Consider the following 26412-nt stretch of genomic DNA (forward strand, 5'->3'; position numbering starts at 1 on the left):
TAAATGTTATTACATATCTTTGCACTGTACCCTTTAACCTATTTACACAGACTGAGAAATATTGTCTAAGTTTCGATCACATTTCCCACAAATTCAGTTCACTTCCTACCTTTTAGAAAAAAAAAATTCCACCAGGAAGACAATTAGCCCATTCAGAGGCTTTCTGTCATCTTGGTGGAATAGTTAATTAGCAAAAAATTTACTAAAATACCAATCCAATTTAAGTTAAATGAATGTAATAGATCCACAACAAATACATTATCATGCTTCCATATCATCCGGATTTATTATATCCCTATATGTTTAAATAAACAATCAAAAAGTTAATTTTATCTATTTCTACATATTGATGATTTTCCTTAGATCTTACAACGCTAACCACAATTCCATTACCGATTCTAAGTCTTTACTTAATTCAATTTTCCTACAATATAAATCATTGAGCTTATGATAATCTTCCTCACTATTCATCGCAAGATCAATCTCATTTATTTCTTTTTCAAATCGTTCAATTTTTACTAGGGCTTCAGCTTTCATTTTTTCTTGGTTATTATCATCTTTTTTATTAACTTTTTTTCGAATGCCTTTTTTTTCAACCGGATCTTTCGTTTCTTTAAAACTAATCTTTTCTTTTATGCTTTTATAATCATCATAATTGCCAAGATAGCTTTTTAATTCATAATCCTCAATAGCGATCACTCGTTGACTCATTTTATTAATAAAATATCTGTCATGTGAAATAAAGAAAATTGTCCCTTTAAATTCATCAAGTGCTTCTTCAAGCGTTTCGATTGAATCTATATCAAGATGATTTGTAGGTTCATCAAGGATTAACAAATTGATATCTTTGAATAATAACATAGCTAATTTCAGCCTTATTCTCTCTCCACCTGACAAAAATTTAACTTTTTTAAAGACACTTTGTTTATAAAACATAAATTTTGAAAGATATTCCCTTGCTTTCCCTTCAGGTATTGAGATATCCTCTCTAAAACATTCAAGCACTGTTATTTCTTCGTTATTAAAACTTATTTTCTGAGGTAAATATGCGGTCAGCACATTTGCTCCTAGTTGTACCACGCCATTATCTGATTTTTCTTCACCTAAAAGCATCTTTAAGAAAGTAGTTTTTCCGCTTCCATTAGGACCGACAAGCCCAACTCTTTCCCCGTAATTAATCAATAAACTCGTATCTTTGAATAGTACTTTTTCTTCATAAGATTTCGAAAGCTCAATTGCTTTAATTGTGTCATTTCCTGATCGTTTGGATCCCTTTAAATCTAATTTCATATTTTCTTTTTCAAAAACTGGTTTTTCAATTCTATTCAATTTATCAAGTTTTTTCTGTATACTTGCAGCCCTTTTAAAAAATTTGTTATTATCAGCACGCATCGCCCAGTCTCTTAAATTGGTTACGGTATTTTCCATCGCTTTTATCTTTTTTTGTTGTTCTTTAAAATGCTCAAATTGGATCTGTATGTTTTTTTCTTTTTGCTCAACAAAAAATGAATAGTTGCCCTTATACGTAATTGATTCTAATTCTTCAACTTCTACAATTTTTGTTACGACATTATCTAAAAAGTATCGATCATGCGAAACAATCAATACAATTCCTTTATAATTTTCAAGAAATTCTTCTAACCATTCTACTGAATCCAAATCTAAATGATTTGTAGGTTCATCAAGCAATAGAATATCGGGGCTATTGATTAAAAGTTTACCAAGTAATACAGTCGTTTTTTCACCACCACTTAATAAATCAAAATCTCTGTTTAAAAAACTTTCTTCAAATTTAAGTCCGGTACATACCTTACCTAACTTTTCTTCCCGTTCATATCCGCCATTTACTTCAAATAATTGGACTAAATCACTATACCTTTTCATAGCTCTTTCTAGGGCATTATTTTCTATATCTTTCATTTGATCTTCTAACTCACGCATTTGATTTTCTATTTGAACAATTTCATCAAAAGCCATATTTAAAACATCAATTACTTTTAAGCCTTTAGGATAAACTGGCGTTTGTTCCAAATATGCAGTAGTGAGACCTTTAGGTACGAAATTAATTAATCCTTCATCATAACCATAACTTGAGGTTTGAGGATAACCTGGGTAATAATTCATCGGCACAATTCCTGCTATTATTTTAAGAATGGTACTTTTACCACTCCCATTGATCCCAATAATACCGATTTTATCCCCCTCATAAGCTTCAAATGTTATATTTTTAAGCACTAAAGTTGCATCCATATATTTTTTAAGACCATTTATTTTTAATTCGAACATAAAATTTCCTTCTTTCATCCATAAATTTCGTTATGCATATATGGACAAGGTAAAGAAGTGAACTTTGATACGATTTAATTATTTAGTTAAGACTCATTATTTTTAAGTTTGTTAAGATTTATGGAACCAAATAAAAAAGACCATAAGAAGAAAGTATCTTCTCACAGTCTAATAAACTTGGTGATTTATCATTTATCTAGAGCTATATAGTCAAAGCCCCATCAGCTAAAACAAAGATCTGATGGAATACTAAAAAAATATCTCGTACTCAATAAATAATCATCTCGTTATCAGTAAAGTAAGTTACCTTCTAATTTGCCTTAATTCCATAAGAGCATAACAAATAGGCCTATACATTAGGCAATTTTCAACTCATTTGGAAAACATATTAATTTAAATTAAATTAATATCAGCAATTAGTTGGCATCATAAACTTACTTTCCTCCTTCGAAATTTTCTATATTATCCCATTTTTCCGATTTTTTGTAAATGGTTACATTAAATTTATTAATCTTTATTTTTATTTATCCAACACATTTATTTAATCTTGCCATCTATTTATAATTTTACTTCCAAACCATATTTTATACATCTAATAGCTTACATAATTAAACAATGCCTGTACTGAAGCAGTTATTTTTATTTGTCCATCTTGAATTGGTGTTGTTGGACCGCTGAAGGCTGCTGCAGTCATTGTTAACGAAGACATTGGACGAACAATTTGGATACTTTCTTCAGCCAACCAGATTGGTATGTTATTAATCGATAAACCTAGTGATTTTGCGATGTTTTCTGCATTCAATTTTGCATTTAAAGTAGCCTTTTGTAGTGCTTCTCCGTAATACGGATCGGGATTTGATACTTCAAAAGTAAGATTCCGTACTTCATTTGCCCCATTTTCAACTGCAACATCAATCACTTTCCCTACATTTGCAAGATCCTTTACGATTACTTTAAAAATATGACTCACACGATATCCCTTAAAAATTTGCTGTGAATCTTGGTAATCAACAATTCGATCGATTGTATATGAATTCGTTTCAATTTCGTCTTGTTTAATTCCTATAGCTTTTAATGCTTCAATAATTTTATTCGAAATGATTGCATTCTCTGTCTGAGCTGTTTGAACTTTCATATCTTCTACTACTGATCCTAATAATACAAACGACTGGTCGGGCTTCACAAATACTTCTCCTTTTCCTGTGGCTTTGATCGTATAATTACTATTCACATTGCGTGATTGGAAAGCACTATGATATTGAGGGCTTGAATAATCATATCGCATACTTGTTAAGTTATAATTATTTAATGGATAAATCTTCCTCACATCCTTTTAAGACCAAAAATATTGTATTTGTGCCCATTTATTGTATGTTTTAAGACCTATTTCTGTGAATAATGAATCAAGAAAATATTCAGTTTATGTACTCTTTTCGATGGGACAAAAAAAGCCTGTATACTTAGGGAAACTCCCTTTCGTCTACAAGCTTTAACAATTTATTTTTCAGTCGAAAATATATGGATTACCACTGATGTTTTTTCTCATTTCATCAGTTATTTTATGTTTTTCTTCATCCAGATCATCACTAGTTTGATTTTTTGGTTTTCCTGTTTCTAATGGTACTTCATATACCGGTACACTACCATCGTAATATGTAGAATTATTTTCCATGTTAATTCCCCTTTTCAAATAATAGATTAGAAGTTAGTAAGACTTAATTATGTATTCTGCTTAAATCTATCCACATTTTAATTAAACAAGATAATACCTTTAATTACTATTGGGGGAATTTAACTATTTTTATCTTGAAAAGAATTCTAAAACAACCAAATTTTGGTTGATTTTAGGTGGGAAGTCCAATAAATTCAATAAAACTTTATTGGGGGAATTTAATAAAAAACACAAAAAAGTGTTATTAAAATAACAATTAATCTTAGTAACATTTTAAAATATTACTAAGATTATTCAAAATGCCCTTTAAAAAAAGAATGGATTCCTCCATTCTTCTTTTGAATATTCGTTATTAGAAACTAAAAACTGGTTTAAAATCACCTTTATAAGGTTCATGCTCAACAAATACAGTTATATCCTTACCATCTTTGTCTTTACCTGTTCTTTTATAAGTAAATTTATTATTATTAAGCTCAGTCAGTTCAAGGACAGCACCATACCTATTTGTTCCGATTGATACATGTGCTCTAATTTTATTTTCGTGGGCAATATCGAAATATCCATAGTCACCACGACTTTGACCTGTTTGAAGATTGAAAAACTCATATTTATTAGTGATTCCATCAAATTTTGCAAGACTAATAAAATTCGTGTTATATTTCGTTACGTCATTACCTTGTTCATCCAGTACTTTTGTACCATTCCAAAGTGTTTTACCTAAAATTTTATCACCATCAACGTTTTTTACAATTTCGCCTGTTTTAGAATCTAATTTTTTATCAGGATCTGTAAAAGAAAGCTCTTTTGCTTTATAAGGAACATGTTCTACAAACACTTCTACATCGTTACCTTTTGCATCTTTTCCCATTCTTTTATAAGTAAATACGTTTTTATTTATTTTTGTCATATCGACTACAGCTTGATAATTCATTGATTCAGAAATTAAAATTCGTTTTTTACCATCATTTGTAATGAAAAATGTTCCTTTATCCCCGCGACTTTGACCTGTTTTTGCATCAAAAAATTCGTATCTACCCGATTTTGCATCATATTTAGCAAGACCAATAAAATTAGCATTTTCTTTTGTTAAGTCATGATGATTTTTATCATACACTCTTGTACCTTGCCAATTAGTACTACTTAAAATTTTAGCCATTTCCTGCCCTTTTGTTAACTTGTTCTTAACTTTCTTTGGAGCTTTGTATACTCTTTCTTGCTTTTGTTTACCATGCTCTACTTGTGCGTGAGCTGCAGTATTATAACCTGTTACTACTAGAGATACTCCAAGTAATATTGATGAAATTGTTTTTGTTTTTTTAATCATTTTAATTGTCTCCTCAAATTTTTTATTCGTTATTTATATAATCTCCAATTATTCATACAATTGGTCATGAACTTTAATTATCTAGCACCTGCTTTTAGCAAAATCTCTTCAATCTCTTTAAATCCTCGCTCACGTGCATGCTGTAAAGGGCTAACATTTTCACGATCAGACAAATTAACATCTGCTCCATTATCAATAAGCAATTGGACTGTTTGTTGTTGTTTTTCATTTCCATCGTTTAAAAATATTGCTTCTAAAAGGGCCGTCCATCCTAAATTATTAATATGATTAACATCAATCTTTGTATTAGTAAGAAGTTCATTCACAACATCTACATATCCATGTTCTGAAGCCGGAATCAATGCTGTTCCTCCATACCTGTTCGTAATTGATGGGTCAGCACCAGCTTTTATTGTAAGTTTTAGAATATCAATAAAGCCCTCAGCACCAGCATATAAAAAGGGATTGTTTTTCATATGATCTCGAATATTGACATCCGCACCAGCTTCAATCAGTAATTTTGCAGTTTTGACATCGTTATGATAAGTTGCAATCATCGTGGCAGTTTGTCCATTAGAATTCTGTGCATTAATATTCGCACCATTCTCAATTAACTTCTTTACGAGAGTAGTGTCTCCTTGTTTAACTGCTTGAAATAACTGTTCGTTCACTTTTTCTTCCCCCTTAGCAAATGAGGAACATCCATTTAGCAAAAGTATGCAGCTGACTATTACTGCAAGTAACTTCCACATAAAGTAAAACGTCCTCCATTTCCAATCAAATCAACATGAAAATATCATTTTATTCCTGGGAAATTTTCCTCCAATCTTTTTCATTAGTTAGACCCTAGTTCGTCTGAAATCTATGTTAATCCTTAAATGAAAACTCCTTCTAAACAAATTATTAAAAAAGTATAAAATTTTTAATAATATTTCTTTATAGATTTGCCCTATAAAGTATTTTTAAACTAAAAAATGACTGCCAAAAAGACAGTCACAATCATAAAAATAGCAAAATAATCGTTTGTTTTTTCATATTTCCATGAGTTCATAACTTTATACAAACTATTTTTGGAACAAGATCCAGTAGTTCAATGTAATTTCTTTATTCTTGCAATCATAAATCGAAAGAATATAAAACTGGAATATTTCCCCATAAATGATTCATAAATTTAGTCTAGCTGAACCTAACATTAAATGTTTTATTAATTGAATTTTCTTACCTTGACTATAAGGACTGTAAAAAAATTTCATAACTTAGTGGAAATGTTTTTGAGAGAAGTTAGTTTTTAAAAGGAGGAACATACTTTTATGTGGACTATTTCTGCATCTGCACGCACAAGTGCCACTGCCTCAAGTGTTTGGTCAATCTATTGCGATTTCGCCAATTGGCCTCGTTGGGATTATGGACTCGTTCAGTACCAGCCGGATGGCCCTTTCGTTACAGGCACTTCCGGAAAATTGCAACCTGTGGGAGGGCCAGAACTCCCTTTTATGCTCATTCTAGTCAAGGAGGGACATAGCTTTGTTGATCGAACACCTATTGGACCAAATCATGCAATTATCGGTCGCCATGAGTTAATCCCACTTCCAAATGGCACCCAGATCACACACACCATCGAAATCGAAGGTCCAGATTCTGATCGACTCGCTCAAAAGATGGCGTTTAATCAAGTGGAACTATTCGAAACAGTATCAAACTTAGCTCGATATGCTGAGGAGAATTAGCACAACCGAACCTAATTCATAGAAATGTTTTTTCGCGTGAGTGGACTTTGGTAGAATAAAATTTTATATTTATCCTTTAAAAAAGCTGATTTTCCTTATGTTTAGGAATATCAGCTTTAAATTTTTAGGTTTTGTTTATGTGTGAAAACTATAACTCTTTTCTTTTTTTCGTTGCTAAACTATGCAATAATTCAAAAAAACCGTCACAATTGGACGGTTTTAAACGCTATTTATACATTAAATCGATATCCCGCTCCCCAAACTGTTTCCAAGAACTTAGGATTTGTAGGGTCTCTTTCTATTTTTTCACGTAATCTACTAATATGGACAGTTACAGTTGAAACGTCTGCAGCTGATTCGAGACCCCAAACCTTTTCATAGATCTGTTCTTTACTTAATACTTGGTTTGGATTCATAACAAAAAACACTATCAAATCAAATTCTTTTGTGGTAAATGGTACTTCTTTGTCGTTAATAAATACTTTACGAGCTGAACGATCGATTGATATTCCATGTACGAAGATTATTTTTGAAACGGTATTGTTCCCTGCTAGTCTTTCATATCGAGATAAATGCGCCTTTACTCTTGCAACTAGTTCACTTGGACTAAATGGTTTTGTAATGTAATCGTCCGCACCTAAACCAAGGCCTCTAATTTTATCAATATCCTCTTTTTTAGCAGATACAAATAAAATAGGAATGTTTTTGACTGCACGTAGTTCTTTACAAATTTCAAAACCATTTTTTCCTGGCAGCATGATATCCAAAATGATTAAATCATAATTGCCTTTTAGTGCATGTTGAAGTCCTTCATCGCCATTATGTTGAATATCAACACGAAAATCATTTATTTCTAAATAATCTCTTTGTAATTCTGCTATGCTTATATCATCTTCAATCAGTAATATTTCTTTCAATTTTTTTCACCTTTCTTTAAGGAAAAGAATATACTTGCCCCTTTACCAATCTCACTAGATGCCCAGATTTTCCCACCGTGTTCTTCAATAATTTGCTTTGCGATTGCAAGTCCTAACCCGCTACCGCCAGTTTGAGAATTTCTAGATTGTTCTGCACGGTAAAAACGTTCAAAAATGAAAGGGAGTGCTTCAGGATCGATACCTTGCCCATTATCTGTTACTTGTACAATTAATTCATTTAATCGCTCATGTAATGAAAACGAAATTTTCTTTTCTTCTTTGTTCATATATTTCACACAATTGCTGACTAAGTTTGACAAAACTCTTTTTAATTTTTCTCGATCAGCATTCACATTGATTGATTGATTCAATAGATTTACCTCTATATTTATGCCTTGTTGAAGTAAATCCAAATAAATTTCTTCGACGTAAGACTCAATATACTTATTAATATCGACTGATTCAAAATGAAATGGTTCTTTTTTTAAATCAAGCTTGGAGAATAAGAAGAGTTCATCAATTAATAAATCCATGTCCTTTGCTTTAGAATAAACGGTCGATAAATATTTTTCCATTTTTTCAGGTGTATTTGCTACACCATCTTTTATCCCTTCCACATATCCAATGATTGAAGTGATCGGTGTTTTTAGATCATGTGAAATATTAGACAAAAGCTCTTTACGATTTTCTTCATATTGAATCTGGAGATTTACCGATTTTTTTAATTTTATTCTCATTTCCTCAAATGCCTTATTTAATTCACCAATTTCATCCTTTGAATTCGTATCAATCTCGAAATTCAAATCACCAATTTTTATTTTTTCCGCACCTTTTTTAAGTTTAGAAATTGGCTTACTGATGCTACGTGAAACTAAATAATTTAGCATACCAATAATCACTATAAATAAAAAAAGCAATAATCCTAGCAAGATTGGAAACAGATTACGAATAACCTCAGTATATGAGCTTGCTTTCTTTAAGACAAAAATACTACCTTGGCTTTGATCTGGAAAATAAAAATCAAATTTCACATACGTAAAAAACAAATCATTTATTTTAATCGTATCTCGAGTATTAATATTCGTCGCCTCAAACCCAGGAAGAGCATGTATCAATGCTTTTTTATTAAGCGACGGTGAAGCGTACTCAACATTTTTTCCTTTTCTAACTACAATACCGATATTTTTTTGCTCAATCCTTTTAATCTCCTGCTTATTTAGTAATAGATTTGGATTATGTTTAGCAAGTAGCTTCAGATCAAGAAACACACTTTCTTCGACGGTAGTCAAAGGTTTTTGAACATAAGTCTTTTTGTAAAGATTTTCTACTGACTTTACATCTCCTGTTATAGCAAAAATAATTAAAAAACCCGCTGCCAATAGTAATGTGATTGAAAAAAGAATCACCCCAATATATGACAACAGAAACCTCATTTTAATTGACATTTCTTTCACTCACTCAGTTTTTAGATTTTAATCAAATCATTTTTTATTGTTAGCATGTAATCTCCTTTCGTAAACTACACATTCAAAAATAAATGACCATTTTCTATTGAAATTAAGTGAACTATATCATATAAATCTTAAAAAAGTATAAAATTTGTGTGAAATAAGTCTAAACAACAATATTCTTCATACCTTCTTACTTACTAATAATCTCCTAAAAATCTAACAAATTTCTCATCCGCTAAAAAGTCCTAAAAAAATACCACCAGCATTGCGCTGGTCGCCATAATTAACTTAACCCAATGGTTTAATATAATCGTCAAGCGTTTTCCCTTTATATTTTGTAACTGGTTTGATTTTTCCAGATACGTCAGGGTTTTGCATTAGATAGTTTCTCTTAACATAATCAAGATCTTCAACTTTTCCGTCGAAATTGATATCTGCATTTCGAACATTTGTATTTAGTTTGCTAGTGATGTAGATTGCATCAAGTATATCTACAACGTTATCATTGTTAACATCTCCAGCTTTCATTGTAGATGGTAATAAACACTAAAAAATAATCAAAAAAGATGATTTTTGTTGTTTTTTGTAAGATATTTTTCATTAAAAATTGTGGGAATTGTAAGAATTCATTTTAAAATTACAAGAATTATATAGTTGAAATATTGTTTTTACTAAAGAAAAAAGATATACTCCGTTTTGAAGTATAGCTTCCAATAAAAAAATACACCTCTATTAAAGAGATGCATTGCATGATCATTTATTTATGAAAAAGAATTCGATCATATTTGATTTCCTTACTAAGTGTTTCCCCATCTTTTTCAATAGGAGTATAGCAAATTACCATTCCACCTATTGTTTTTTCAATTGGAATATCAAAATGAATTATCGTTTTTGCACTTTTCCACACATCAATTGTTGTTGGTAATGCAACAAGATCATCCTGCCGATCGTAATTTCCTGCAATTATTCCACTGTTTTCATTCTTTATACCGTCAAACGTACACAGCTCTACTCCAGTATAATCTGTTTTGAATGATACATTGTAATATGTATTTTTTTTATCTTTCCATCTCTCTATTTCAAAATCGTGATTTTTTGTATTCGTTAACAACATTTCATCCATGTGTTCAATAGTTGATTCTTTTTTTGCAATCGCTTCATTATTAAGCTTGAATTTATATTCACCAGATGCTTTATAACCATCCATTTCCACAACATAAATACCGCCTCTTTGTATATTAAAAGAACCTTGATATTTTGCCTTCTTTTTAATTGATGTTGTGAAAACAATATCTCTCGTTTTTTTATTATAGATCATTAAATCTACATAACCTTTATTGACAACAAATGAATAATCAATATAGTACACGTCCCCTTTATGTGCACTAAACGAAGTTATTTTATCATAATCATCCAATTCAAACGAGTTGTCATTAGATGATTTCATTGTACAACTCGACAATATTACTAACATTAAACTTGCACACACAATAAACATTTTCATTCTCATTTTCGATCCCCTTTGTTTAATGACTAACTTAATAGTCACATAAACAAAAAGAGTTGAAAAGCATAATTATTATAAACTTTTAATTACTCACCGTTTCTTCCACCAAATCAGTTACATGATCATTAATTTCTTTTTCAATTTTTATCTCCTCTTCAATTACTTTTTTTTCATCAAGTGTATCTGCTTCTTTTAACATTTCAGCAAAATCATCAGAGGGTCTTTCATATGCTTCACTCTTTTTATCGTATTCAAATTTTGATTGATATACGGCTATAAATTCGTAAAAATCAAATCCTGTTTCAAAATAAGACTCGCTAGATAAAAAGGCAACAAATTGATCACCTTTTACCGATGGTCTATGACCGTCTGGTATGATCATATATGTTTCGTCTAACTCTTTTTTTGTTAAATTTGGAAATTTATCTTTCATTCCACTTTGTTTTGCAGAAATATATCCACCTTGCTCTAATATTGTTATATTCTTTCCTTCTAAAGATGAATCTCCTTTTAATACATTATTAACTTTAAAGGATAATTTCGTTAATGGATTACCAATACCAGTGGCTTTATCCATGTTTACATAATTCTCAGTAGACAATACTACTCCCTCAACAGCTAATTCAGAGTCTTTCATTAGTTGGTTAACATCATTGTACGTAACTGCAAAAACAAGTTCTTTATTTACAACTTTTGCATTTTCTGTAAAGTTTTGGCCGTTCTCATTAATAAGTTCTTTTTTAGTAGAATTATCAGTCTTAATGTCTTTTGCTATTGAAGTAGTAGGATCTTCTTTATTACTTTGAGTTTGATCATTACATGCAGTTAAAAAGGAAAGCGATAATATAATAAAAAATAGTGATTTCATCTTCTTATACATTTTTAATCCTCCTTTTTAATAAAGAAAATTGATCCCATTGAATTCATCTTTTCTAGGAAATTGGATTCCAATAGAATAAGCTATGTCTGCTCCAGGATCCATTAACTCTTTTGCAGTATGATTTAGCCCAAATGCATGTCCAATTCATGACTAATAGTTACTTGTTGATATTGAGGAAATTTTGACAATAAACTTTCGGATAATTCAATTTTTGACCAATACCAATTTTGTACAGACGGATCCACTTTTGTTTGATTTACAAAAAACATAGTTTGTCCTACAATACCTATTCCAATTGATTGGACCTTGTAAATATCAACTGTACTAGCACTTTTATTTGTTGTTTTTCTATATGAAATTGGTGTCGTAATACCAGCGTATTTTGTTGAATAAGTCCACCGGTCAAATGCATTTGCTATTTTGGTAGAATACGTACTTGCCGATGAGTCTACCCAATAAAATTTTGTACTTTTTCCGTAGTTTCCAATTCCAGAAGACATTTTATGGCCTTTATAAGTGGTATAAGCTTTTGCGTTAATTGGAATCATAAAAACAAACATTATTCCTAACAATAAGGCTTTTTTTACAAATCTTTTCATAAAACCCTCCACAAATAAATTTTTTTAAACTCATTTTTGCTGTTGAGATCAATTGAGATGGTAAACAACAAAATGAATTCTATTAAATCTTACCAAAATTTAGCATTTATTTGTTTGTAGTAATGTGTCTATAATAAGAATTTTAGACTATACCAACCTCTTAATTTAGCAGGACTATTTACCAGTTAAATTATGTGATAGTTATTCCACTCAATTAGAATATACCTATAAAAACAATCCAAATTTAACGGTTTCAACAAATTCGAAAACCAGTTTACTAAAGGAATAATTTTTCATAGAGATACTTTAGTGTGATTTAAGAATTAATATCTATAATAAGAAAAGGAGAATTTATCTATTTTTACTAACGAACAAAAATTTAAAGAAAGGTTAGTAAAAGATTTATTAGCATTGTTTTATATTAAAAATCTACAAAATAGCAAAAAAAAAAGACCATTCAAATGATTGGTCTCTAAAATTATTTAAGATTTCTTTTTAAAATTTTCCCAGTACTATTTTTAGGTAGTTCTTTTACAAAATAAATTTCCTTTGGAACTTTATAATAAACAAGTGCTTTTTTGCAAAAATCAATGATTTCACTTTCTAAAAGTGAGTCATTTGAAACGACTAAATAAGCACATACACTCTCACCTATTAATTGATTCGATTTTCCGACAACTGCTGCTTCAATAATATTAGGATGCTGATAAAGGCGCTCTTCTATTTCTCTAGGGTAAACATTATATCCGTTCGTTATAATAACATCTTTTTTTCGATCTAATAAAAATAAATACCCATCTTCATCCTTTTTACCGAGATCACCTGTTTTAAACCAACCGTTTAAAAATGCTTTTTCAGTTTCTTCTATATTATTTAAATAACCACTCATTACATTTGGACCAATCGCAACAACTTCTCCTACTTCACCAACTGGAACTTCTTCACCATTTTCATTTACTAGTTTTGTCTCAACATTAGGTAGATCTAGACCAACCGATCCCGGTTTACAAATACCACGATATGGATTAAAAGTAAGTACTGGAGCTGTTTCAGATAATCCATAGCCTTCCACAATTGACACACTGTATTTTTCTTGAATCGACTGTAATAATTCGATTGGTATAGATGCCCCACCAGAAATACATGCTCTCAAACTACTAAAATCGTTTGCTGTCGCGCTTTTTAATTGATATAAATAATTATAAATCGTCGGGACTGCTGCAATTAAAGTAGCTTTTTCTTTTTTTATTACGTCAACTAATTCAGCTGGATTAAATTTAGGAATGATGATCGTTGATGCTCCATTTAACAAAATCATATTTACACATAATGTTAAGCAAAATGAATGAAACATAGGAAGGACGGCAATCATTTGATCATTTTCGCTTAATTCGATTAACTTAGAAAAATCATTTGCATTTTCAATTAAATTAAAATGGGACAACATTGCACCTTTAGGATTACCAGTTGTTCCCGATGTATACAGAATGACAGCCGTATCATCCTGTCGGGTTTCAATTTCTTCTAATTGATTTTTTATTTTCACTATCGGTTGTATTTCATCTATTAAAATAATATTTAATAATGTAGGACACTGTTTTTTAACACTTTTAAGTTTTTTTTCCTGTTCACTAGTTGAAATAACAAGTTTTGTAGAAGAGTCATTTAAAATATAGCTAAGTTCACTCTCCGTAAAAGCCGGATTTAAAGGAATTACAATTGCACCAAGTCTTAATATTGCTAAATAAGTTTGAATAAACTCAGGAGAATTTCCTAATAAAATCGCAATTTTATCTCCTTTTTCAATCTTATTTTCGACTAAAATTTGAGCCAGGTATTCACAAGATGAAATGAGTTCTTCATAATTTGTTTTATTTCCATTGTATTTATATGCTATGTTTTTCCTTTTATTTTCCGCTACTTCTTTGATGATTCCATATATGTTCATTACTTTATCAATCCTTAGTTAATTTCGTTGTTAGTATTTCATACAATTAATTATTCTTGAAAAACACAAAAGTTAGAAAGAGACCTTTCTAACAATCAATTTGACTATTCTATATTCACACTTTAATCTTAATTTTTATTTCAAATTCAATAAAAGTACCGACTTTAGTCCTTATTTTCTATTAGTCTATAATGGTATAATTTTAATACTACATAATCATATCATAATTAGCGAGCAGGTGAAATGAATGGCACAACCAATAATCAACAGTAAAACAAAAAAATCGTTAACAAGAATTGGTGTAGTAATCGCAATAATAGGTACTAAATTAAAGCTAATATTACCGTTATTAAAAGCTGCAAAATTTTTATCTTTCTTAAGCATGATCTTGTATTTATTTGTATACGGATTTACATTTGGATGGTATTTTGCTTTCGCACTCGTTTACTTATTAATTTGTCATGAAGGCGGGCATTTAATTGCTGCGAAACAAAAGGGTCTACCAACTTCACCAGCATTTTTTATTCCTTTTGTCGGGGCAGTTATTTCACTTAAAGAAATGCCAAAAGATGCTGTAACGGAATCTTATGTAGCGTTTGGTGGTCCGTTTTTAGGCTTAATTTCAGTTTTACCAGCAATTCCTCTCTATCATTACACGCATAATGAATTTTTCGGATTAGTAATTGCTTTAGGCTGTATCCTTAATTTGTTTAACTTAATTCCGATTTCTCCTTTAGATGGAGGGAGAATTTTAAGTGTTTTACCTCCAATTTTTTGGTTTATCGGTATTATGATGATGCTAGTATATTTATTTTATCAACCTAACTTTATCGCATTTTATATTATTATTTTAGGTATTACTACATTCATTAAACGAATTCGAGAAGCTTACCAGTTAAAGGTAATTAAAGAAAAAATAAAACTATATGAACATACAATTAAACAATTTCAATTTGGGATTTTTAATGACTATTCTGATCGTACGATTGTAAAACGTTTCTTTATCCCATTTTTTGAAGATAATAAGAAACTAGAATTCGAAATTCATAAGGAACGTCTTGAAATAAACTATCTAATTCGAACTGTTCGAGCACGCCTCCATGAACCAGAATTAGATTGGCGAACTTATATTGATGAAAAGATTCAAGAAATTAAGCATAAAAAGGTGGCACCTTTACTGAAACAACAGGAAACATTAGAAACTTACTATGTTTCTAGTAATCGTAAAAAATGGCAAATTTTTATTGCTTATATCATTTTAGCGAGTAGTTTAGCTTTACTTGGATTTTGGAGTTTTGGTTTAATTGAACATGTTTTAGGTAGATAAGTGAAAAAGAACCTATTTTGAAAATACTATTCAAAATAGGTTCTTTTCTTTTAATCGTTTAATATTATGTCCCTTTTATGTATGCCCCCTTGATATTCTTACTGTTTTTATTTACTACGGGGGTGTTGAAGAAAAGTATAGGGCTAAGGAAACAATTAATAATATGCATTTGTTAGAGCTAAATAATAGTTTAGTTCAAAAAAAGTAGAGGAATTTTGTGGCAAAATATGGAATATCTTTAAAGGAGATAGAACTGAACTGAATTTTATTTTACATACTTTTTTGCGTACATTTGAGTTTTGTTTATATTACATTTAAAAAAGGCAGGAGGTATACTACAATGTTTGGATATGTAATTTTGGGAATTGTTATTTTAATAATTGCATTTGGCTTCTTTATGGAAAAGAAGTTTGGAACTGGCTCTCCAAATAAAAGCGATAATCAAACATTAAATGAAGAAATAGGGAGAGAATCAACCAATCCTAATAATTCGAATAATATTAATGGACCATACTAAAAAGTTCTTCGCTAAACAGGGGGAAATATGTTAAGGAGCAAACTAATTTCTGATTTAGTAAATAAAATATTGTGCTTAAAAATAGATCATCCAATTCGAGTGGGTATTAGTGGGATCACAGCATCTGGTAAGACAACAATTGCAAATGAAATTGCTGAGGAACTTAAACACAGGAAAAAGAACGTGATTAGAACTAGTATAGATAATTTTCATAACCCGAGAGAGATTCGCTACAAACTCGGGAAGGAATCTGCTTTAGGATATTTTGAGTTTGCCCATGATTACGAGTCTTTTAAGCAAAAACTTTTAATTCCTTTAGGACCAAATGGCAACCTACATTATCAAACAACTTCCTTCGACTTGCTTAAAGATGAGTATATTAATGCAGATTTAAAAGTTGCAACCAATGATATGATCTTTATGATAGATGGAACATTTTTATTTAAGAGGGATTTGTGTAACCTATACGATTTTAAAATATTCGTACATACCGAATTTGATATTGCAAGAAAAAGAGGAGCAATCCGAGAAGAACGAGCATTCGGAAGCCTTGAAAAAGCTGAAGAAATGTTTATTAAAAGGTATCATGCAGCTTCGAAACTCTATTTAGAGCAACACTCACCTCAGCTTAATGCCGATGTAATTATTAATAATAATGATTTAAATAATCCTAGTTTTGTATAAAAAATAATTAATTTTTGATCTACTAACTCATGCTTCATTCTCAACTAAAGGCTATCTATCTAGAAAGCCTTTTTTATATTCGGCTCTGTTGAATTTAAAGATTGATTTTTGAACTTAAAAAAGATTGTCTAATTTGATACCCTTTAAGAAAATCTTAATCAAGTAAATCATACTTTAATTCAATAATATTTTTTCTTAATGTATAAAATTATTATGTATTTTCTTTAGTTCTGTATGGTCTTGGAGACGGGATTGAAGTTAAATCTTTAATTAATTCATCGTATTCTTCTTCCTCTATCTCTAATGGAATCCATTCACCAGAACGAGGATAAAAACCTTTTAAAAATAATAGGTTAAGTGATTTTAATGGGGATTACCTTATCATAATCTGAAGTTAAAAACATACCGGTATCAATTATCAAATCTGTAATGGTGCCTTCTTTAGTAACAAACTTGTTATTTGAACCATATGCTTCTGGGAATAAATCATACTCTAATGTTCTCATATACTTTATCCTTTCTTTTATGGTTTTTACTGTACTACTATTAAACTAATTATAACATTCCTTAAATAACTATCCTGCCGTTTACCTCCATAAAAAAATCGACTAAATAGCCGATCATGTTGTTCATCCAATGTACACGATAGTTTAAGAAGAAATCTTTAAAGTTGGAGATCTAAATCATTTAAAATACCATTCAATATTTAACTGATTTTCTCCGCCAACTCTAAAATAATTCCCTCTGGACCACGAACGTAGCATAACTTATAACTTTCTTCATATTGCTGTATCTCACTAAAGATTTCCATGTCTTTCTCTTTCAATTTTGCAACAATAGCTTCGATATCTTCAACAGCAAAGCAAATATGTCGGATACCTAGCGTATTTGCAAAAGGTTTCTGAATATCTGTTTCATCTGACGGCGAATAAAATTTGACTAGTTCTATCCATGTCTGACCATCTGGCATCCCTAATCCTACACATGCCGTTTTAACATCTTTAAGCCCAACTATTTTGTCTAACTGTTCTCCATCCAATTCCCATTCCGCGTGCACTTCAAGTCCTAAATCAAGGAAAAACGCTTTAGCCGCTGAAAGATCATTTACGTTTATACTCACATGATCTATTCTATTGATCTTCATATCTCAACCTCCTATGTTCCTGTTATTTTCAATTTCTGTGTAGTTTAAGGTTTGTTTGATATTCTAATTCCCTTAAAACAGAAAATATCCTTCTTCAACTAATCTGCCATTTGCTTATATAAATAAAGCTACCTATTTAACTATTGCAATGAGTTAGTTGAACAAATTTCTTTCAAGTCAGCATGTTCTTACTGAATTAATTTACGATTTTATGTACTATGCAATTTGTTCTATTTTACACTTTTGGCAAAGTGGATATTCAGATAAAAAAGAAGTCATTCTCTGTTTCATTTCGCCAAATGAAATACCGTAATAATATAAAGCTGTATTTTCAGAACCTTCCCAATAGCTATAAAATCGTCCACAACCATCAAGCACTTCATCAATTTTTTCGATCACATAGTTTATATCACAGTTCTGATACACTTCTTCAGACAATTCTGTACCATTTAAATATAGTGCAAGTCCTTCAAGAGTTCCAACAGATTGTTCGAGCCCATCGCCTCTCAGAAAGGACCCCTTTGGTACACCAATTCTATCAATAATTTGTAGTAGTTTATCAACGTTTTCCATTTTGTTATCTTTAAGTAATATTTCTATATCACAAAACTCTATTTCGCCGGTTGCCTGTTGCATCGTTCCGCCACCGTCTATGGTTCCGCATTTACTAGCCTCTAAAGCTTCGTTTATAGGTTCCTCGAATAACTCGCCACGATCAATAGGTAGTACCCGTGCATTAAGTTGTAATGTTAAATGATAATTATTATTTTTTTAAAAAATATCAAACAGTCCCATTTTTACCTCCACATATTTTTTCCGTATTTTTTCGTTAAAGTGATTTAGATTAAGAAACCACTTTTTTAGTAAAATATAGCCCAAAGCTAATAATATCAATATCTAAGACTATAAAACTCATTTACTTATGGTATAGTTCGCCTCAATATTTTTAATGTAACTAAAACAATGCGTTTGTTGAATAAGATTGTCTTTTATTTTTTAAAGTTCACAAATGAACCAATTAAAGCCCCTATTCCTCCAAAAAGTAGTGTTGATGAACCTTTTAAAAATGAGCGTTCAAAAAATGCGATATTTAATAGCCCATTATAAAGAAAAATAAATATGAAGCAGATTACAATAAAATACCACTTTGAAGTAAACCCACGATTCAAACCGTGTTCTTTCATTTTCTTTTTAATCAAATGTTGTGTGTAGAATAAAAAAACAAGAAAAAGAACCAATAAAACTAACACAATGCTAATCGAAATTTTCATTTTTATAATTGTATAAAAAATCATAAAAACAATTCCAATAATTATTAATTCAATCCTTTCATACCTATTCATAATTACTCCTTTTTATTGGTTATTTCAACCTGTTATTTTAACTAAAATGTTGATAAGAAAATTATCTATTATGTGTCAGTAATCGTCAATTGGGTTATTTTTTGTGTAATATGAAAATAATTTCTGTATAAAAGGAAGTCTATGTCGCACTTCCATAGTAGTTACATAAGGATATAAAAAAAACCTATCCAAATTGATAGGTTCAAAATTAAATTATTATTAATTTATTTCAAGTACTTACTTACCATATAACCTAAATTCCCATCAACATTCACATAATTCCATCCAGTAAATTTCTGAAGTACAATGACCTGCTTGTTTTTACTAATAACTTTTATTGAACGAGACGATGTACTTTTCGTTAATTTTAATGGAATTGCAGCAGTAGTAGTTTTTTTCTGATTAATACCGTTTGTAATCTTTACCTCTGACTTCTTCACATAATATACATTTGCTCCGTTGGCAATCTTTACATAAGTTTTATCTTCACGAATTACAATAAAACGCATATTTTTAGGTGCTCTTTTTTCATACTTCTTCAAATACTTGTCACTATAAAGGGCTGCTCCATTTGTTTTGGTAACGTCTAAAAACTTAGGTGATATTAAACGGTAGTTATTTTCAATATAGTTAAAAGATCCATATACTGTATTTGATTTCACTTGAGTATAAACTGGATCATTAACAAATCCGCTTAATGCAATCTCATATTTTACAATTTCTTTCTCACCGATTGGGGTGATAGTATTTGTTTCTGGATTTTTTATTGGAAACTTCACAACTTGAGTCGTTGTTTTAGTTGGTATCTTATTAAATGTAAAATCTGTATATCCTTTGTTACTTCTTAGATAGCCCCAACTTGTACCTGCCGGAATTTCAAGTGTAATTGAAAATCCACCTTCTACTTGCTGTACAGATTTTATTTTAGGACTTGTAAAAAAAATAGGACTGCTTTGTTTGATTTCAAAAAATGCTCCAGGAAGATTTAAATCTGGACCCCCTTGCCAATTTGGTGTGCTTGAGAAATCACGATTTCCATAAGTGTCGTATGACATTATATTCAATGTTTCTGGTCCTTTTGTAAGGTTATAAAAATTCTGGAGGTATGTATAAGTTCCGTCTAGATTAAACTCATCTTTTGTAATTACCTTCAAAAGATTTGGTATTGTCTTTATTCCACCACTATAGATCTCCATTTTTTCAAAATCAGGGTCACTTGGACGCTTGACTGTTAAGTAAGCATAATCCCCCTTTTCATTAACTTTAATGAGTTCAGCGTGTCCGGGAGGCGTATAATCAATAATAAAATTTTTACTTACTTCTTCGCCATTATCATTTCTTACAACTAAAGTATACAATCCATCTTCATTAATTAAATCATTTGTGAAAACTTGCTTAGCTACACCATCTTTATATAATAAACCGTTTCCATTAAAATTTAGTACAGAAGGGTTAACTGTTGATTCCAAAGTTATTGATGGTGGCGTAGTGTCTTTATCTGTTGAAATGTCAGTATTATAGATTAGACTTCTTCCATCAGCAGTTATTTCATAAATTTTATAGTTATACGTTGTATTAGAAACTAAGCGTCTATCATCTAATCTAAAAGACATTCCATAATCTATTGTACCAATTACTTCATTATCACGTTGTAATTCATAACTTAAACCTTCTTGATTAGGTTTCTCTAACCAATTAAAAGAAATTTCATGTTCAGTTTTTGTAATCTCAATATTATCTGTTGCTGTTGCATAAACTTCTTTTGGAAGATATAAACCAAATAATCCAATCAAAAAACAAACAAGAATGAGGAAGGTTGTCCTCAATTTATTATTTAAACTCAACAAAATAAATCCTCCCTATATTTAAACAAATAGAATACCAAAATATATTTTAATAGAAAGATTCTCTAGGATATAGTGGGAAAAAATGGAACACTTTTTGCACAAAAAAACTGATTTCTAATTATTTTAATAGAAATCAGTTTTTTCATATTTATAGATACATAACTTTATCTTTCTCTTTTTTTACTCTTATAATTATCTTTGCTGTTAACTGCTCTGGTTCGTACGCCGACTGAATTTCAGTAAAAAGTTCGTTTATAATCTCCTCAACATTCCCTAATGTTAGTTTTTTTGAAAGAAACTCCACTTTAATCTGACCTTTCAAATTTCATTCCTCTCAAAATAATTTAGAAATTACTTATAAAGAAAAGAGAATCAATTGCTTTTCATGATCTACAACTAATGCACTGTGATAGTTGAATAGTTTAGTCATATTTTTGTTATAAATCAGTGGTTATTTTTAGATGGTTTTTCCTATTATAGATTAATTGAATGAGTTTAATTGGTACATAACCTAATAACCCTCCAAGAGTATTTAAAATTAAATCATCAATGTCAAAACTTCCAAAGTCAAATAATAGCTGAATTAATTCGTAAGTTAAACTTAAACTAAAAGTTGTAATTAAGATAACTTTAAAATTTTTAAACCTTTTCAATAATATTGGAAGGTTGAAACCAAAAGGTACAAAACCTATAATGTTTCCAACTATGTTTGTAATCCTAATATTTAGATTTATGTCAGCTAAAAATAAATAATAAATAATAGTTTTTAAAGGAATAAAATTATGTCCATGCCAACGATCATCATTATTGTTAAAATTAAAATGACTGATTATTTCTGATGGAGAAACATATTTAAATAGTATTTGATTTGTAAGGACGACAAGATATAGACAAAATGCTAAGGTTAAGACAATTTTCATAAATAATTTCATAGATTTCTACGACTCCTAATAATTATTAACCACTCACCAAATATAACATAATTTACCAATTTTATTATATTCCTTATTCAACTAATCTACCATTTTTTGCATAAAAAAAGAGCCGATCACAGCTCCAAATTGTTATTGAACTAACGTATGCGTGGGGTTGATTACAAAATTATTCTATATTTTGTGTTTTCTTAGCTTTCATAACTCTAAAAAAGAAAAGTATATGAAAATATAGATAGACAAAGATGCCTAAACCTGAAGCAAAAATCACTGGAAATGAGTACAAGATTAATTGTATCAAATAGTCATATATTTGCTTTTTAGGGGGAGTTCTTTTTATTATGTAATCTATTATTAGAGTTACAGGTATCCCAATAACCACGTATACAATAAAGAACATTAATGAAATAAACAAATACCCCATACCATTTGCATATGCTAAGTTTTGTTCACTTCGAAATTCTGGAAAAATTAATATATGAACAATATTAATTAGAAAGATAGAAACAATAATTGCTAGGAATATCTTTTTCATAAATACACCCTTTCTTAGGACTTATTATAATGGATTCCTAAAGATAGAGTCAATTTTTGAAAATTGATTAAATAATACCGCTTACCTTATTGAACTAAACTGCAATTTAAGACAATAAAAAAATCGACTATTTAGCCGATTTTTTATTCAACGTACGCTAGTGTTAGTTGTATAATTTCTTATTATTTTTTTCTTTTCACAATATAGTCCCAAATGGTATTGACCGCACTTTGTGCAAATAGCAAGAAAAGCCTACTTTAAAATTAAGTGCTAAATAGATTCGTGCAAGAAATTCAAAACGTTCAATTTTCTTTTTGATGACCTCTTTTTACAGCCTCTTCTGATAGTGCAGTAAAAATTTGAAAGGTAATACCGAATTTGTCGGTTACAATGGCGTAGGCAGGACTAAAATGAACTTGTTTCAGTGGCATCACCACTTGACCTTCTTGTTTTAACATTTCGTAAAACTTATTTGTTTTCTCTATTTCATTAGTAGTAATACAGATGTTAACATTGTTCCCGTTTCGATATTGTATACCTGGAAACATATCTGCAATCATGATATTGGTCTCGCCGATTTTTATAATTGCGTGTGCTACTAAATCCTTCAATTTTTCTGGTAGAGGGGATTTAGGATCTTCTGGTGCATCCCCGAATGTTTGGCAAAATAAAAGATTTGCATCGAGTGATTCCTTGTAAAATTCAATAGCTTCCTTTGCATTTCCATCCATCATCAAAAATGAATTCAATTGTACTGTCAAAGTAATACAACTCCTTTAAATTTCAGTGTAATGTTAAATCATTGGTCAGGTTAGTAATCCAATATATCAACGTGATTGTATTGTTTCCTACATCAATATTGATTACACTTACTAGTGTAGTGCCTAAAGGTGACAAATCTAGGCACCATTAAGAGGTGTTTTTATGAAAAAATCAGAACGAATTAATCAAATACTTCGCTTCATCAATCAAAAACAGCATTTTACACTTCAAGATTTAATGCAGGAATTTCAGATTTCAAAAAGGACAGCACTTAGAGATGTGGCTTCATTAGAAGAAATTGGCGCTCCAATCTATGCAGAATACGGTCGTTATGGGGGATATCGTTTACTTAATCAAATGAAGCTTCCACCTATCTATTTTAATAATCAAGAAATCCTAGCGCTTTACTTTGCAATGCAGGCACTTCGAAGCTTTTCAAATTTACCTTTTCAAGTATCCTATCGTACAATTCATGAAAAATTCATTAACGAACTGTCGGAATCTCAAAAACAAGATATAGAGAGGATGCAAAATCGCGTATCCTTTCAACATACTGTACAAAACAAAGAAAGCATACATTTAGAAATATTATTAATGGCAGCTGTTCAAAATATCGTACTAAAAATAACCTATCAAAACAGTCTTCGTACAATTCACCCGATTGCTATATACGTAATGAGGGGATATTGGTATTGTCAAGCATATGATATGGATAAAACGGCTTACCGTGTTTTCCGCTGTGATCGTATTTCTTCAGCTGAAATAACAACCATTCAACCTTTGGAAGAATTAAAAGAAATAACTAAGCAAAATTCGCATTCACTTTGGAATCCATCAGAAAAAGCAATAAAGTTTAAATGGTTGATAAACCAAGCAGGAATAGAATTATTTCAACAGGAACATTATCCATCTATGGAATTAATCTACGAGTTGGAAAATTCATATATTATTGGTACATATGAGCCAAATGAACTTGGTTTTATCATTAAATATCTCGCCAGATTAGGGCCAACAGTAAAAATCATAGAGCCTACTAATTTAAAGGAAACTTTACGACAATATTATAGAGATATTCTTGAAAATATATAGTTGATGGGTTCTATCAAATTTTTGATAGGCTTAAGGAATACAAAATTGAAAAAGAACTGGTTTTGAGTGAATTTCTTCGATAATGTGTAAGTAACTAACACATTCTTTCGTATTATGTGGTTTTATAAATAAAGTCGTCGAGACAAAACGAAGCATGAGAGGGGCTTAGGGGTAAATTGACATGATTCTAATTTTGCAAAATATATCATTTCGTTTTTTTTTATGGAAATAAACCACCTTTAAGCTCAAAAAAAAACAATTGACTATTCAGCCGATTGTTTTTTTCAACCATTGAGTTAGTTGCTTAAGATTATATTATTTTGTTCTTAAATGTATCTTGTCATCAACATAGACCAGCGTACCGTCAGTACTTATTAGTTCAATATAAACTTGATTACTATCTCTCAATTTCTTTCGATAATCAAATAACTTAAAACTAAATGGAATCGTTATTACTTCATTATTTGATTTTGTATTTTCAGGAAATAAATCAGCTATTTTAATAGGAAATTCTGAATCATCACCAACGTCATTACCACTTATTGCTAGAATTAAGCCTTGATCAAGCGAAGTGTATTTTGCAATGGTTATTTTTCCTTCGATATTTTCATCCCAATTGTATTTCTTTTTAGTTAAAATAATATTTCTAGGATACGAAGCTAAGTACTGTTGGATAAACTGTTTTTGCAATTTTTGACTAATATAAAATGTAGATTGTTTACCGTCATACGGGCTCGTATCGTGTTCAAATGTCCAACCATATTCCATAAAAGTTAGCTTTACTTTGTATGTATTCGGTTTTCTTTCATTGTAAATTTCTTTCTTATTTTCTAACAATAAATCTAGCATCCATCCGTAATCTGCACTTTTTAATTCAACTTGATTACCTAAACGTTTGTCATTACTATTCACTCGTATTGATTCAATAAAAAAATCAGGATCAATTTCTTTAACATACTTTAGGTTTAGCTTTTTAATAGAAATTTGATCCCTCTCGTTATCTGGTATATTGCACTTTACCAGTAATAAACAGGATAAAAGTAATAAAGTAATTAATATGATAATCTTCTTGAAATGTGATGTCTTTTTCAATAAACATATACCTCAATTCATTTAAATAACTACTTTTAGTATAACATTCTTAAGCAACTAAACTGCCATTTACTTGAACAAGAAAAATTAAATTTTAGTAGAAAAAATGCTAAATTCCCCCAAATTACAAATACCCGTTTAATAGGTATAATTTACTTAAAGCATATTAAAAAGGCGTGGGTAAAATAAATATCTATAATTTTCTTCAACTATTTTTTCTTTTTATTGGAGTGAATTTATTCCATCATTTATTTGATAGACAATATGAAAAAGAAGGTACTATTTAAAAAGATACTTTTGCTATTACTAGACATAGTCTAATTGCTGCAATTATTGGTTTTATAGTCATTTTCATTTTTAAAATTGTTAAAAATTATTTTATACTAGCTTAAATTATTATTGAACTAGATCCAAATTTGATTTTTCGAATTTTCTAGTTAGACATTTTAATTTAGAAGAATTGTTTAAATGGCTGAAAAAATGATGAAGATAATGTTGAGAATTAAAAGAAAGAAATAACAACATTAGGGGGAAAAGAAATGGAAATAATGTTAAAACTCGGTTATTTTTCGCTTGGTACACTTCCGATTTTATGAATTAGTTGAAGAACTTAAGAAAAGTAAAACTGAAACAAAAAGCAGTAAGAAAACCACTTTGATTAGAAGTTTATTATTCTCAGTGGGGATGATCATAATTTTTTATTATTTTTACGATGCCTTTTTCAATGTTTAAAAGTTTGTTAAGTTGATATTATAAACTTAACAATATTTCAAGGCTGAATAAAATAAAAAACGAAACCAACTTTCTAACATATTACAAGGTCAGCCAG

The 26412-nt window shown here is 29.9% G+C and carries 27 protein-coding genes; 5 read left to right on the forward strand and 22 right to left on the reverse strand.

Annotated elements, in window-relative coordinates; translation table 11 throughout:
• Window positions 1–366 precede the first annotated feature (366 nt).
• The 5 genes from abc-f to ACFWM3_RS23115 form a co-directional block, all read right to left on the reverse strand.
• Window positions 367–2286 carry a ribosomal protection-like ABC-F family protein gene (abc-f, locus tag ACFWM3_RS23095; RefSeq protein ID WP_390313076.1) on the reverse strand — a complete coding sequence of 640 codons (1920 nt, stop codon included), beginning with the start codon at window positions 2284–2286 and terminating at the stop codon, window positions 367–369.
• Between the two features lie 592 nt (window positions 2287–2878).
• Window positions 2879–3571, reverse strand: coding sequence for an SIMPL domain-containing protein (locus tag ACFWM3_RS23100; protein WP_056477267.1), 693 nt, complete (start codon window positions 3569–3571; stop codon window positions 2879–2881).
• 219 nt (window positions 3572–3790) lie between these two features.
• Window positions 3791–3958: a hypothetical protein gene (locus ACFWM3_RS23105; protein WP_390313077.1), complete on the reverse strand. Its 168-nt coding sequence runs from the start codon at window positions 3956–3958 to the stop codon at window positions 3791–3793.
• 352 nt (window positions 3959–4310) lie between these two features.
• Complete coding sequence (locus ACFWM3_RS23110) at window positions 4311–5282, reverse strand: DUF4822 domain-containing protein (RefSeq protein WP_390313078.1); 972 nt, start codon at window positions 5280–5282, stop codon at window positions 4311–4313.
• A 77-nt stretch (window positions 5283–5359) separates the two neighbouring features.
• Window positions 5360–6034, reverse strand: coding sequence for an ankyrin repeat domain-containing protein (locus ACFWM3_RS23115; RefSeq protein WP_390313079.1), 675 nt, complete (start codon window positions 6032–6034; stop codon window positions 5360–5362).
• 558 nt (window positions 6035–6592) lie between these two features.
• Here ACFWM3_RS23115 and ACFWM3_RS23120 point away from each other — a divergent pair.
• Window positions 6593–7009 (forward strand): SRPBCC family protein, encoded by a 417-nt coding sequence (locus tag ACFWM3_RS23120; protein WP_390313080.1) that lies wholly within the window; start codon window positions 6593–6595, stop codon window positions 7007–7009.
• Between the two features lie 230 nt (window positions 7010–7239).
• Here the strand turns inward: ACFWM3_RS23120 and ACFWM3_RS23125 are convergent, their stop codons facing one another.
• The 7 genes from ACFWM3_RS23125 to ACFWM3_RS23155 form a co-directional block, all read right to left on the reverse strand.
• A complete protein-coding gene (locus ACFWM3_RS23125; RefSeq protein WP_056477256.1) occupies window positions 7240–7926 on the reverse strand; it encodes a response regulator transcription factor in 687 nt (228 codons plus the stop codon).
• Window positions 7923–9371, reverse strand: coding sequence for a sensor histidine kinase (locus tag ACFWM3_RS23130; protein WP_390313081.1), 1449 nt, complete (start codon window positions 9369–9371; stop codon window positions 7923–7925). Before ACFWM3_RS23130 ends, ACFWM3_RS23125 begins: the two co-directional genes overlap by 4 nt.
• 294 nt (window positions 9372–9665) lie before the next feature.
• The gene (locus tag ACFWM3_RS23135) at window positions 9666–9905 is read right to left on the reverse strand and encodes a dockerin type I domain-containing protein (protein WP_390313082.1); all 240 of its coding nucleotides are present in this window, start codon (window positions 9903–9905) and stop codon (window positions 9666–9668) included.
• A gap of 229 nt (window positions 9906–10134) precedes the next feature.
• Window positions 10135–10887 carry a hypothetical protein gene (locus tag ACFWM3_RS23140; protein ID WP_390313083.1) on the reverse strand — a complete coding sequence of 251 codons (753 nt, stop codon included), beginning with the start codon at window positions 10885–10887 and terminating at the stop codon, window positions 10135–10137.
• 79 nt (window positions 10888–10966) lie between these two features.
• Complete coding sequence (locus ACFWM3_RS23145; RefSeq protein WP_390313084.1) at window positions 10967–11764, reverse strand: hypothetical protein; 798 nt, start codon at window positions 11762–11764, stop codon at window positions 10967–10969.
• Window positions 11765–11886: 122 nt separating this feature from the next.
• Window positions 11887–12363, reverse strand: coding sequence for a hypothetical protein (locus tag ACFWM3_RS23150; protein ID WP_390313085.1), 477 nt, complete (start codon window positions 12361–12363; stop codon window positions 11887–11889).
• A gap of 478 nt (window positions 12364–12841) precedes the next feature.
• Window positions 12842–14311 (reverse strand): long-chain-fatty-acid--CoA ligase, encoded by a 1470-nt coding sequence (locus ACFWM3_RS23155; RefSeq protein ID WP_390313086.1) that lies wholly within the window; start codon window positions 14309–14311, stop codon window positions 12842–12844.
• A gap of 247 nt (window positions 14312–14558) precedes the next feature.
• Here ACFWM3_RS23155 and ACFWM3_RS23160 point away from each other — a divergent pair, with 247 nt between their 5' ends.
• The 3 genes from ACFWM3_RS23160 (at window position 14559) to ACFWM3_RS23170 (ending at window position 16839) form a co-directional block, all read left to right on the forward strand.
• Window positions 14559–15638, forward strand: a complete 1080-nt coding sequence (locus ACFWM3_RS23160) for a site-2 protease family protein (protein WP_056477237.1) — start codon at window positions 14559–14561, stop codon at window positions 15636–15638.
• Between the two features lie 340 nt (window positions 15639–15978).
• Window positions 15979–16155, forward strand: a complete 177-nt coding sequence (locus ACFWM3_RS23165; protein ID WP_156339761.1) for a hypothetical protein — start codon at window positions 15979–15981, stop codon at window positions 16153–16155.
• Window positions 16156–16182: 27 nt separating this feature from the next.
• Window positions 16183–16839: a nucleoside/nucleotide kinase family protein gene (locus ACFWM3_RS23170; RefSeq protein WP_390313087.1), complete on the forward strand. Its 657-nt coding sequence runs from the start codon at window positions 16183–16185 to the stop codon at window positions 16837–16839.
• 353 nt (window positions 16840–17192) lie between these two features.
• Here the strand turns inward: ACFWM3_RS23170 and ACFWM3_RS23175 are convergent, their stop codons facing one another.
• The 9 genes from ACFWM3_RS23175 to ACFWM3_RS23215 form a co-directional block, all read right to left on the reverse strand.
• Window positions 17193–17345, reverse strand: coding sequence for a hypothetical protein (locus tag ACFWM3_RS23175; RefSeq protein ID WP_390313088.1), 153 nt, complete (start codon window positions 17343–17345; stop codon window positions 17193–17195).
• Between the two features lie 200 nt (window positions 17346–17545).
• Window positions 17546–17983, reverse strand: a complete 438-nt coding sequence (locus ACFWM3_RS23180) for a VOC family protein (protein ID WP_056477232.1) — start codon at window positions 17981–17983, stop codon at window positions 17546–17548.
• A 216-nt stretch (window positions 17984–18199) separates the two neighbouring features.
• Window positions 18200–18619 carry a hypothetical protein gene (locus ACFWM3_RS23185; RefSeq protein ID WP_390313089.1) on the reverse strand — a complete coding sequence of 140 codons (420 nt, stop codon included), beginning with the start codon at window positions 18617–18619 and terminating at the stop codon, window positions 18200–18202.
• Between the two features lie 353 nt (window positions 18620–18972).
• Window positions 18973–19326, reverse strand: coding sequence for a hypothetical protein (locus ACFWM3_RS23190; RefSeq protein WP_056477226.1), 354 nt, complete (start codon window positions 19324–19326; stop codon window positions 18973–18975).
• A 224-nt stretch (window positions 19327–19550) separates the two neighbouring features.
• Window positions 19551–21173, reverse strand: coding sequence for an SH3 domain-containing protein (locus ACFWM3_RS23195; protein ID WP_390313090.1), 1623 nt, complete (start codon window positions 21171–21173; stop codon window positions 19551–19553).
• 148 nt (window positions 21174–21321) lie between these two features.
• Window positions 21322–21495: a hypothetical protein gene (locus ACFWM3_RS23200; RefSeq protein ID WP_390313091.1), complete on the reverse strand. Its 174-nt coding sequence runs from the start codon at window positions 21493–21495 to the stop codon at window positions 21322–21324.
• A 115-nt stretch (window positions 21496–21610) separates the two neighbouring features.
• Window positions 21611–22105 (reverse strand): VanZ family protein, encoded by a 495-nt coding sequence (locus ACFWM3_RS23205; protein WP_390313092.1) that lies wholly within the window; start codon window positions 22103–22105, stop codon window positions 21611–21613.
• A 169-nt stretch (window positions 22106–22274) separates the two neighbouring features.
• Window positions 22275–22640 carry a hypothetical protein gene (locus ACFWM3_RS23210; protein WP_390313093.1) on the reverse strand — a complete coding sequence of 122 codons (366 nt, stop codon included), beginning with the start codon at window positions 22638–22640 and terminating at the stop codon, window positions 22275–22277.
• A gap of 302 nt (window positions 22641–22942) precedes the next feature.
• The gene (locus ACFWM3_RS23215; RefSeq protein ID WP_056477214.1) at window positions 22943–23401 is read right to left on the reverse strand and encodes a VOC family protein; all 459 of its coding nucleotides are present in this window, start codon (window positions 23399–23401) and stop codon (window positions 22943–22945) included.
• A 163-nt stretch (window positions 23402–23564) separates the two neighbouring features.
• Between ACFWM3_RS23215 and ACFWM3_RS23220 the strand changes: the two genes are divergently transcribed.
• Window positions 23565–24491 carry a helix-turn-helix transcriptional regulator gene (locus ACFWM3_RS23220; protein WP_390313094.1) on the forward strand — a complete coding sequence of 309 codons (927 nt, stop codon included), beginning with the start codon at window positions 23565–23567 and terminating at the stop codon, window positions 24489–24491.
• Window positions 24492–24806: 315 nt separating this feature from the next.
• Here the strand turns inward: ACFWM3_RS23220 and ACFWM3_RS23225 are convergent, their stop codons facing one another.
• On the reverse strand, window positions 24807–25583 hold the full coding sequence (locus ACFWM3_RS23225) for a hypothetical protein (protein ID WP_390313095.1): 777 nt from the start codon (window positions 25581–25583) through the stop codon (window positions 24807–24809).
• Window positions 25584–26412: the final 829 nt, after the last annotated feature.

The organism is Gottfriedia sp. NPDC058432 (assembly GCF_042721555.1).
In the GTDB taxonomy this organism is placed as follows: domain Bacteria; phylum Bacillota; class Bacilli; order Bacillales; family Bacillaceae_G; genus Gottfriedia.

Excerpts from the sequence above, each read along its gene's own strand:
- ACFWM3_RS23165 (WP_156339761.1), top strand. The coding sequence starts at position 15,979 with ATGTTTGGATATGTAATTTTGGGAATTGTTATTTTAATAATTGCATTT.
- ACFWM3_RS23185 (WP_390313089.1), bottom strand. The coding sequence starts at position 18,619 with ATGCAACAGGCAACCGGCGAAATAGAGTTTTGTGATATAGAAATATTA.
- ACFWM3_RS23190 (WP_056477226.1), bottom strand. The coding sequence starts at position 19,326 with ATGAATAGGTATGAAAGGATTGAATTAATAATTATTGGAATTGTTTTT.
- ACFWM3_RS23155 (WP_390313086.1), bottom strand. The coding sequence starts at position 14,311 with ATGAACATATATGGAATCATCAAAGAAGTAGCGGAAAATAAAAGGAAA.
- ACFWM3_RS23140 (WP_390313083.1), bottom strand. The coding sequence starts at position 10,887 with ATGAGAATGAAAATGTTTATTGTGTGTGCAAGTTTAATGTTAGTAATA.
- ACFWM3_RS23150 (WP_390313085.1), bottom strand. The coding sequence starts at position 12,363 with ATGAAAAGATTTGTAAAAAAAGCCTTATTGTTAGGAATAATGTTTGTT.
- ACFWM3_RS23220 (WP_390313094.1), top strand. The coding sequence starts at position 23,565 with ATGAAAAAATCAGAACGAATTAATCAAATACTTCGCTTCATCAATCAA.
- ACFWM3_RS23205 (WP_390313092.1), bottom strand. The coding sequence starts at position 22,105 with ATGAAATTATTTATGAAAATTGTCTTAACCTTAGCATTTTGTCTATAT.
- ACFWM3_RS23100 (WP_056477267.1), bottom strand. The coding sequence starts at position 3,571 with ATGCGATATGATTATTCAAGCCCTCAATATCATAGTGCTTTCCAATCA.
- ACFWM3_RS23175 (WP_390313088.1), bottom strand. The coding sequence starts at position 17,345 with ATGAGAACATTAGAGTATGATTTATTCCCAGAAGCATATGGTTCAAAT.
- ACFWM3_RS23210 (WP_390313093.1), bottom strand. The coding sequence starts at position 22,640 with ATGAAAAAGATATTCCTAGCAATTATTGTTTCTATCTTTCTAATTAAT.
- ACFWM3_RS23180 (WP_056477232.1), bottom strand. The coding sequence starts at position 17,983 with ATGAAGATCAATAGAATAGATCATGTGAGTATAAACGTAAATGATCTT.
- ACFWM3_RS23120 (WP_390313080.1), top strand. The coding sequence starts at position 6,593 with ATGTGGACTATTTCTGCATCTGCACGCACAAGTGCCACTGCCTCAAGT.
- ACFWM3_RS23110 (WP_390313078.1), bottom strand. The coding sequence starts at position 5,282 with ATGATTAAAAAAACAAAAACAATTTCATCAATATTACTTGGAGTATCT.
- abc-f (WP_390313076.1), bottom strand. The coding sequence starts at position 2,286 with ATGTTCGAATTAAAAATAAATGGTCTTAAAAAATATATGGATGCAACT.
- ACFWM3_RS23135 (WP_390313082.1), bottom strand. The coding sequence starts at position 9,905 with ATGAAAGCTGGAGATGTTAACAATGATAACGTTGTAGATATACTTGAT.
- ACFWM3_RS23145 (WP_390313084.1), bottom strand. The coding sequence starts at position 11,764 with ATGTATAAGAAGATGAAATCACTATTTTTTATTATATTATCGCTTTCC.
- ACFWM3_RS23160 (WP_056477237.1), top strand. The coding sequence starts at position 14,559 with ATGGCACAACCAATAATCAACAGTAAAACAAAAAAATCGTTAACAAGA.
- ACFWM3_RS23130 (WP_390313081.1), bottom strand. The coding sequence starts at position 9,371 with ATGTCAATTAAAATGAGGTTTCTGTTGTCATATATTGGGGTGATTCTT.
- ACFWM3_RS23115 (WP_390313079.1), bottom strand. The coding sequence starts at position 6,034 with ATGTGGAAGTTACTTGCAGTAATAGTCAGCTGCATACTTTTGCTAAAT.
- ACFWM3_RS23170 (WP_390313087.1), top strand. The coding sequence starts at position 16,183 with ATGTTAAGGAGCAAACTAATTTCTGATTTAGTAAATAAAATATTGTGC.
- ACFWM3_RS23105 (WP_390313077.1), bottom strand. The coding sequence starts at position 3,958 with ATGGAAAATAATTCTACATATTACGATGGTAGTGTACCGGTATATGAA.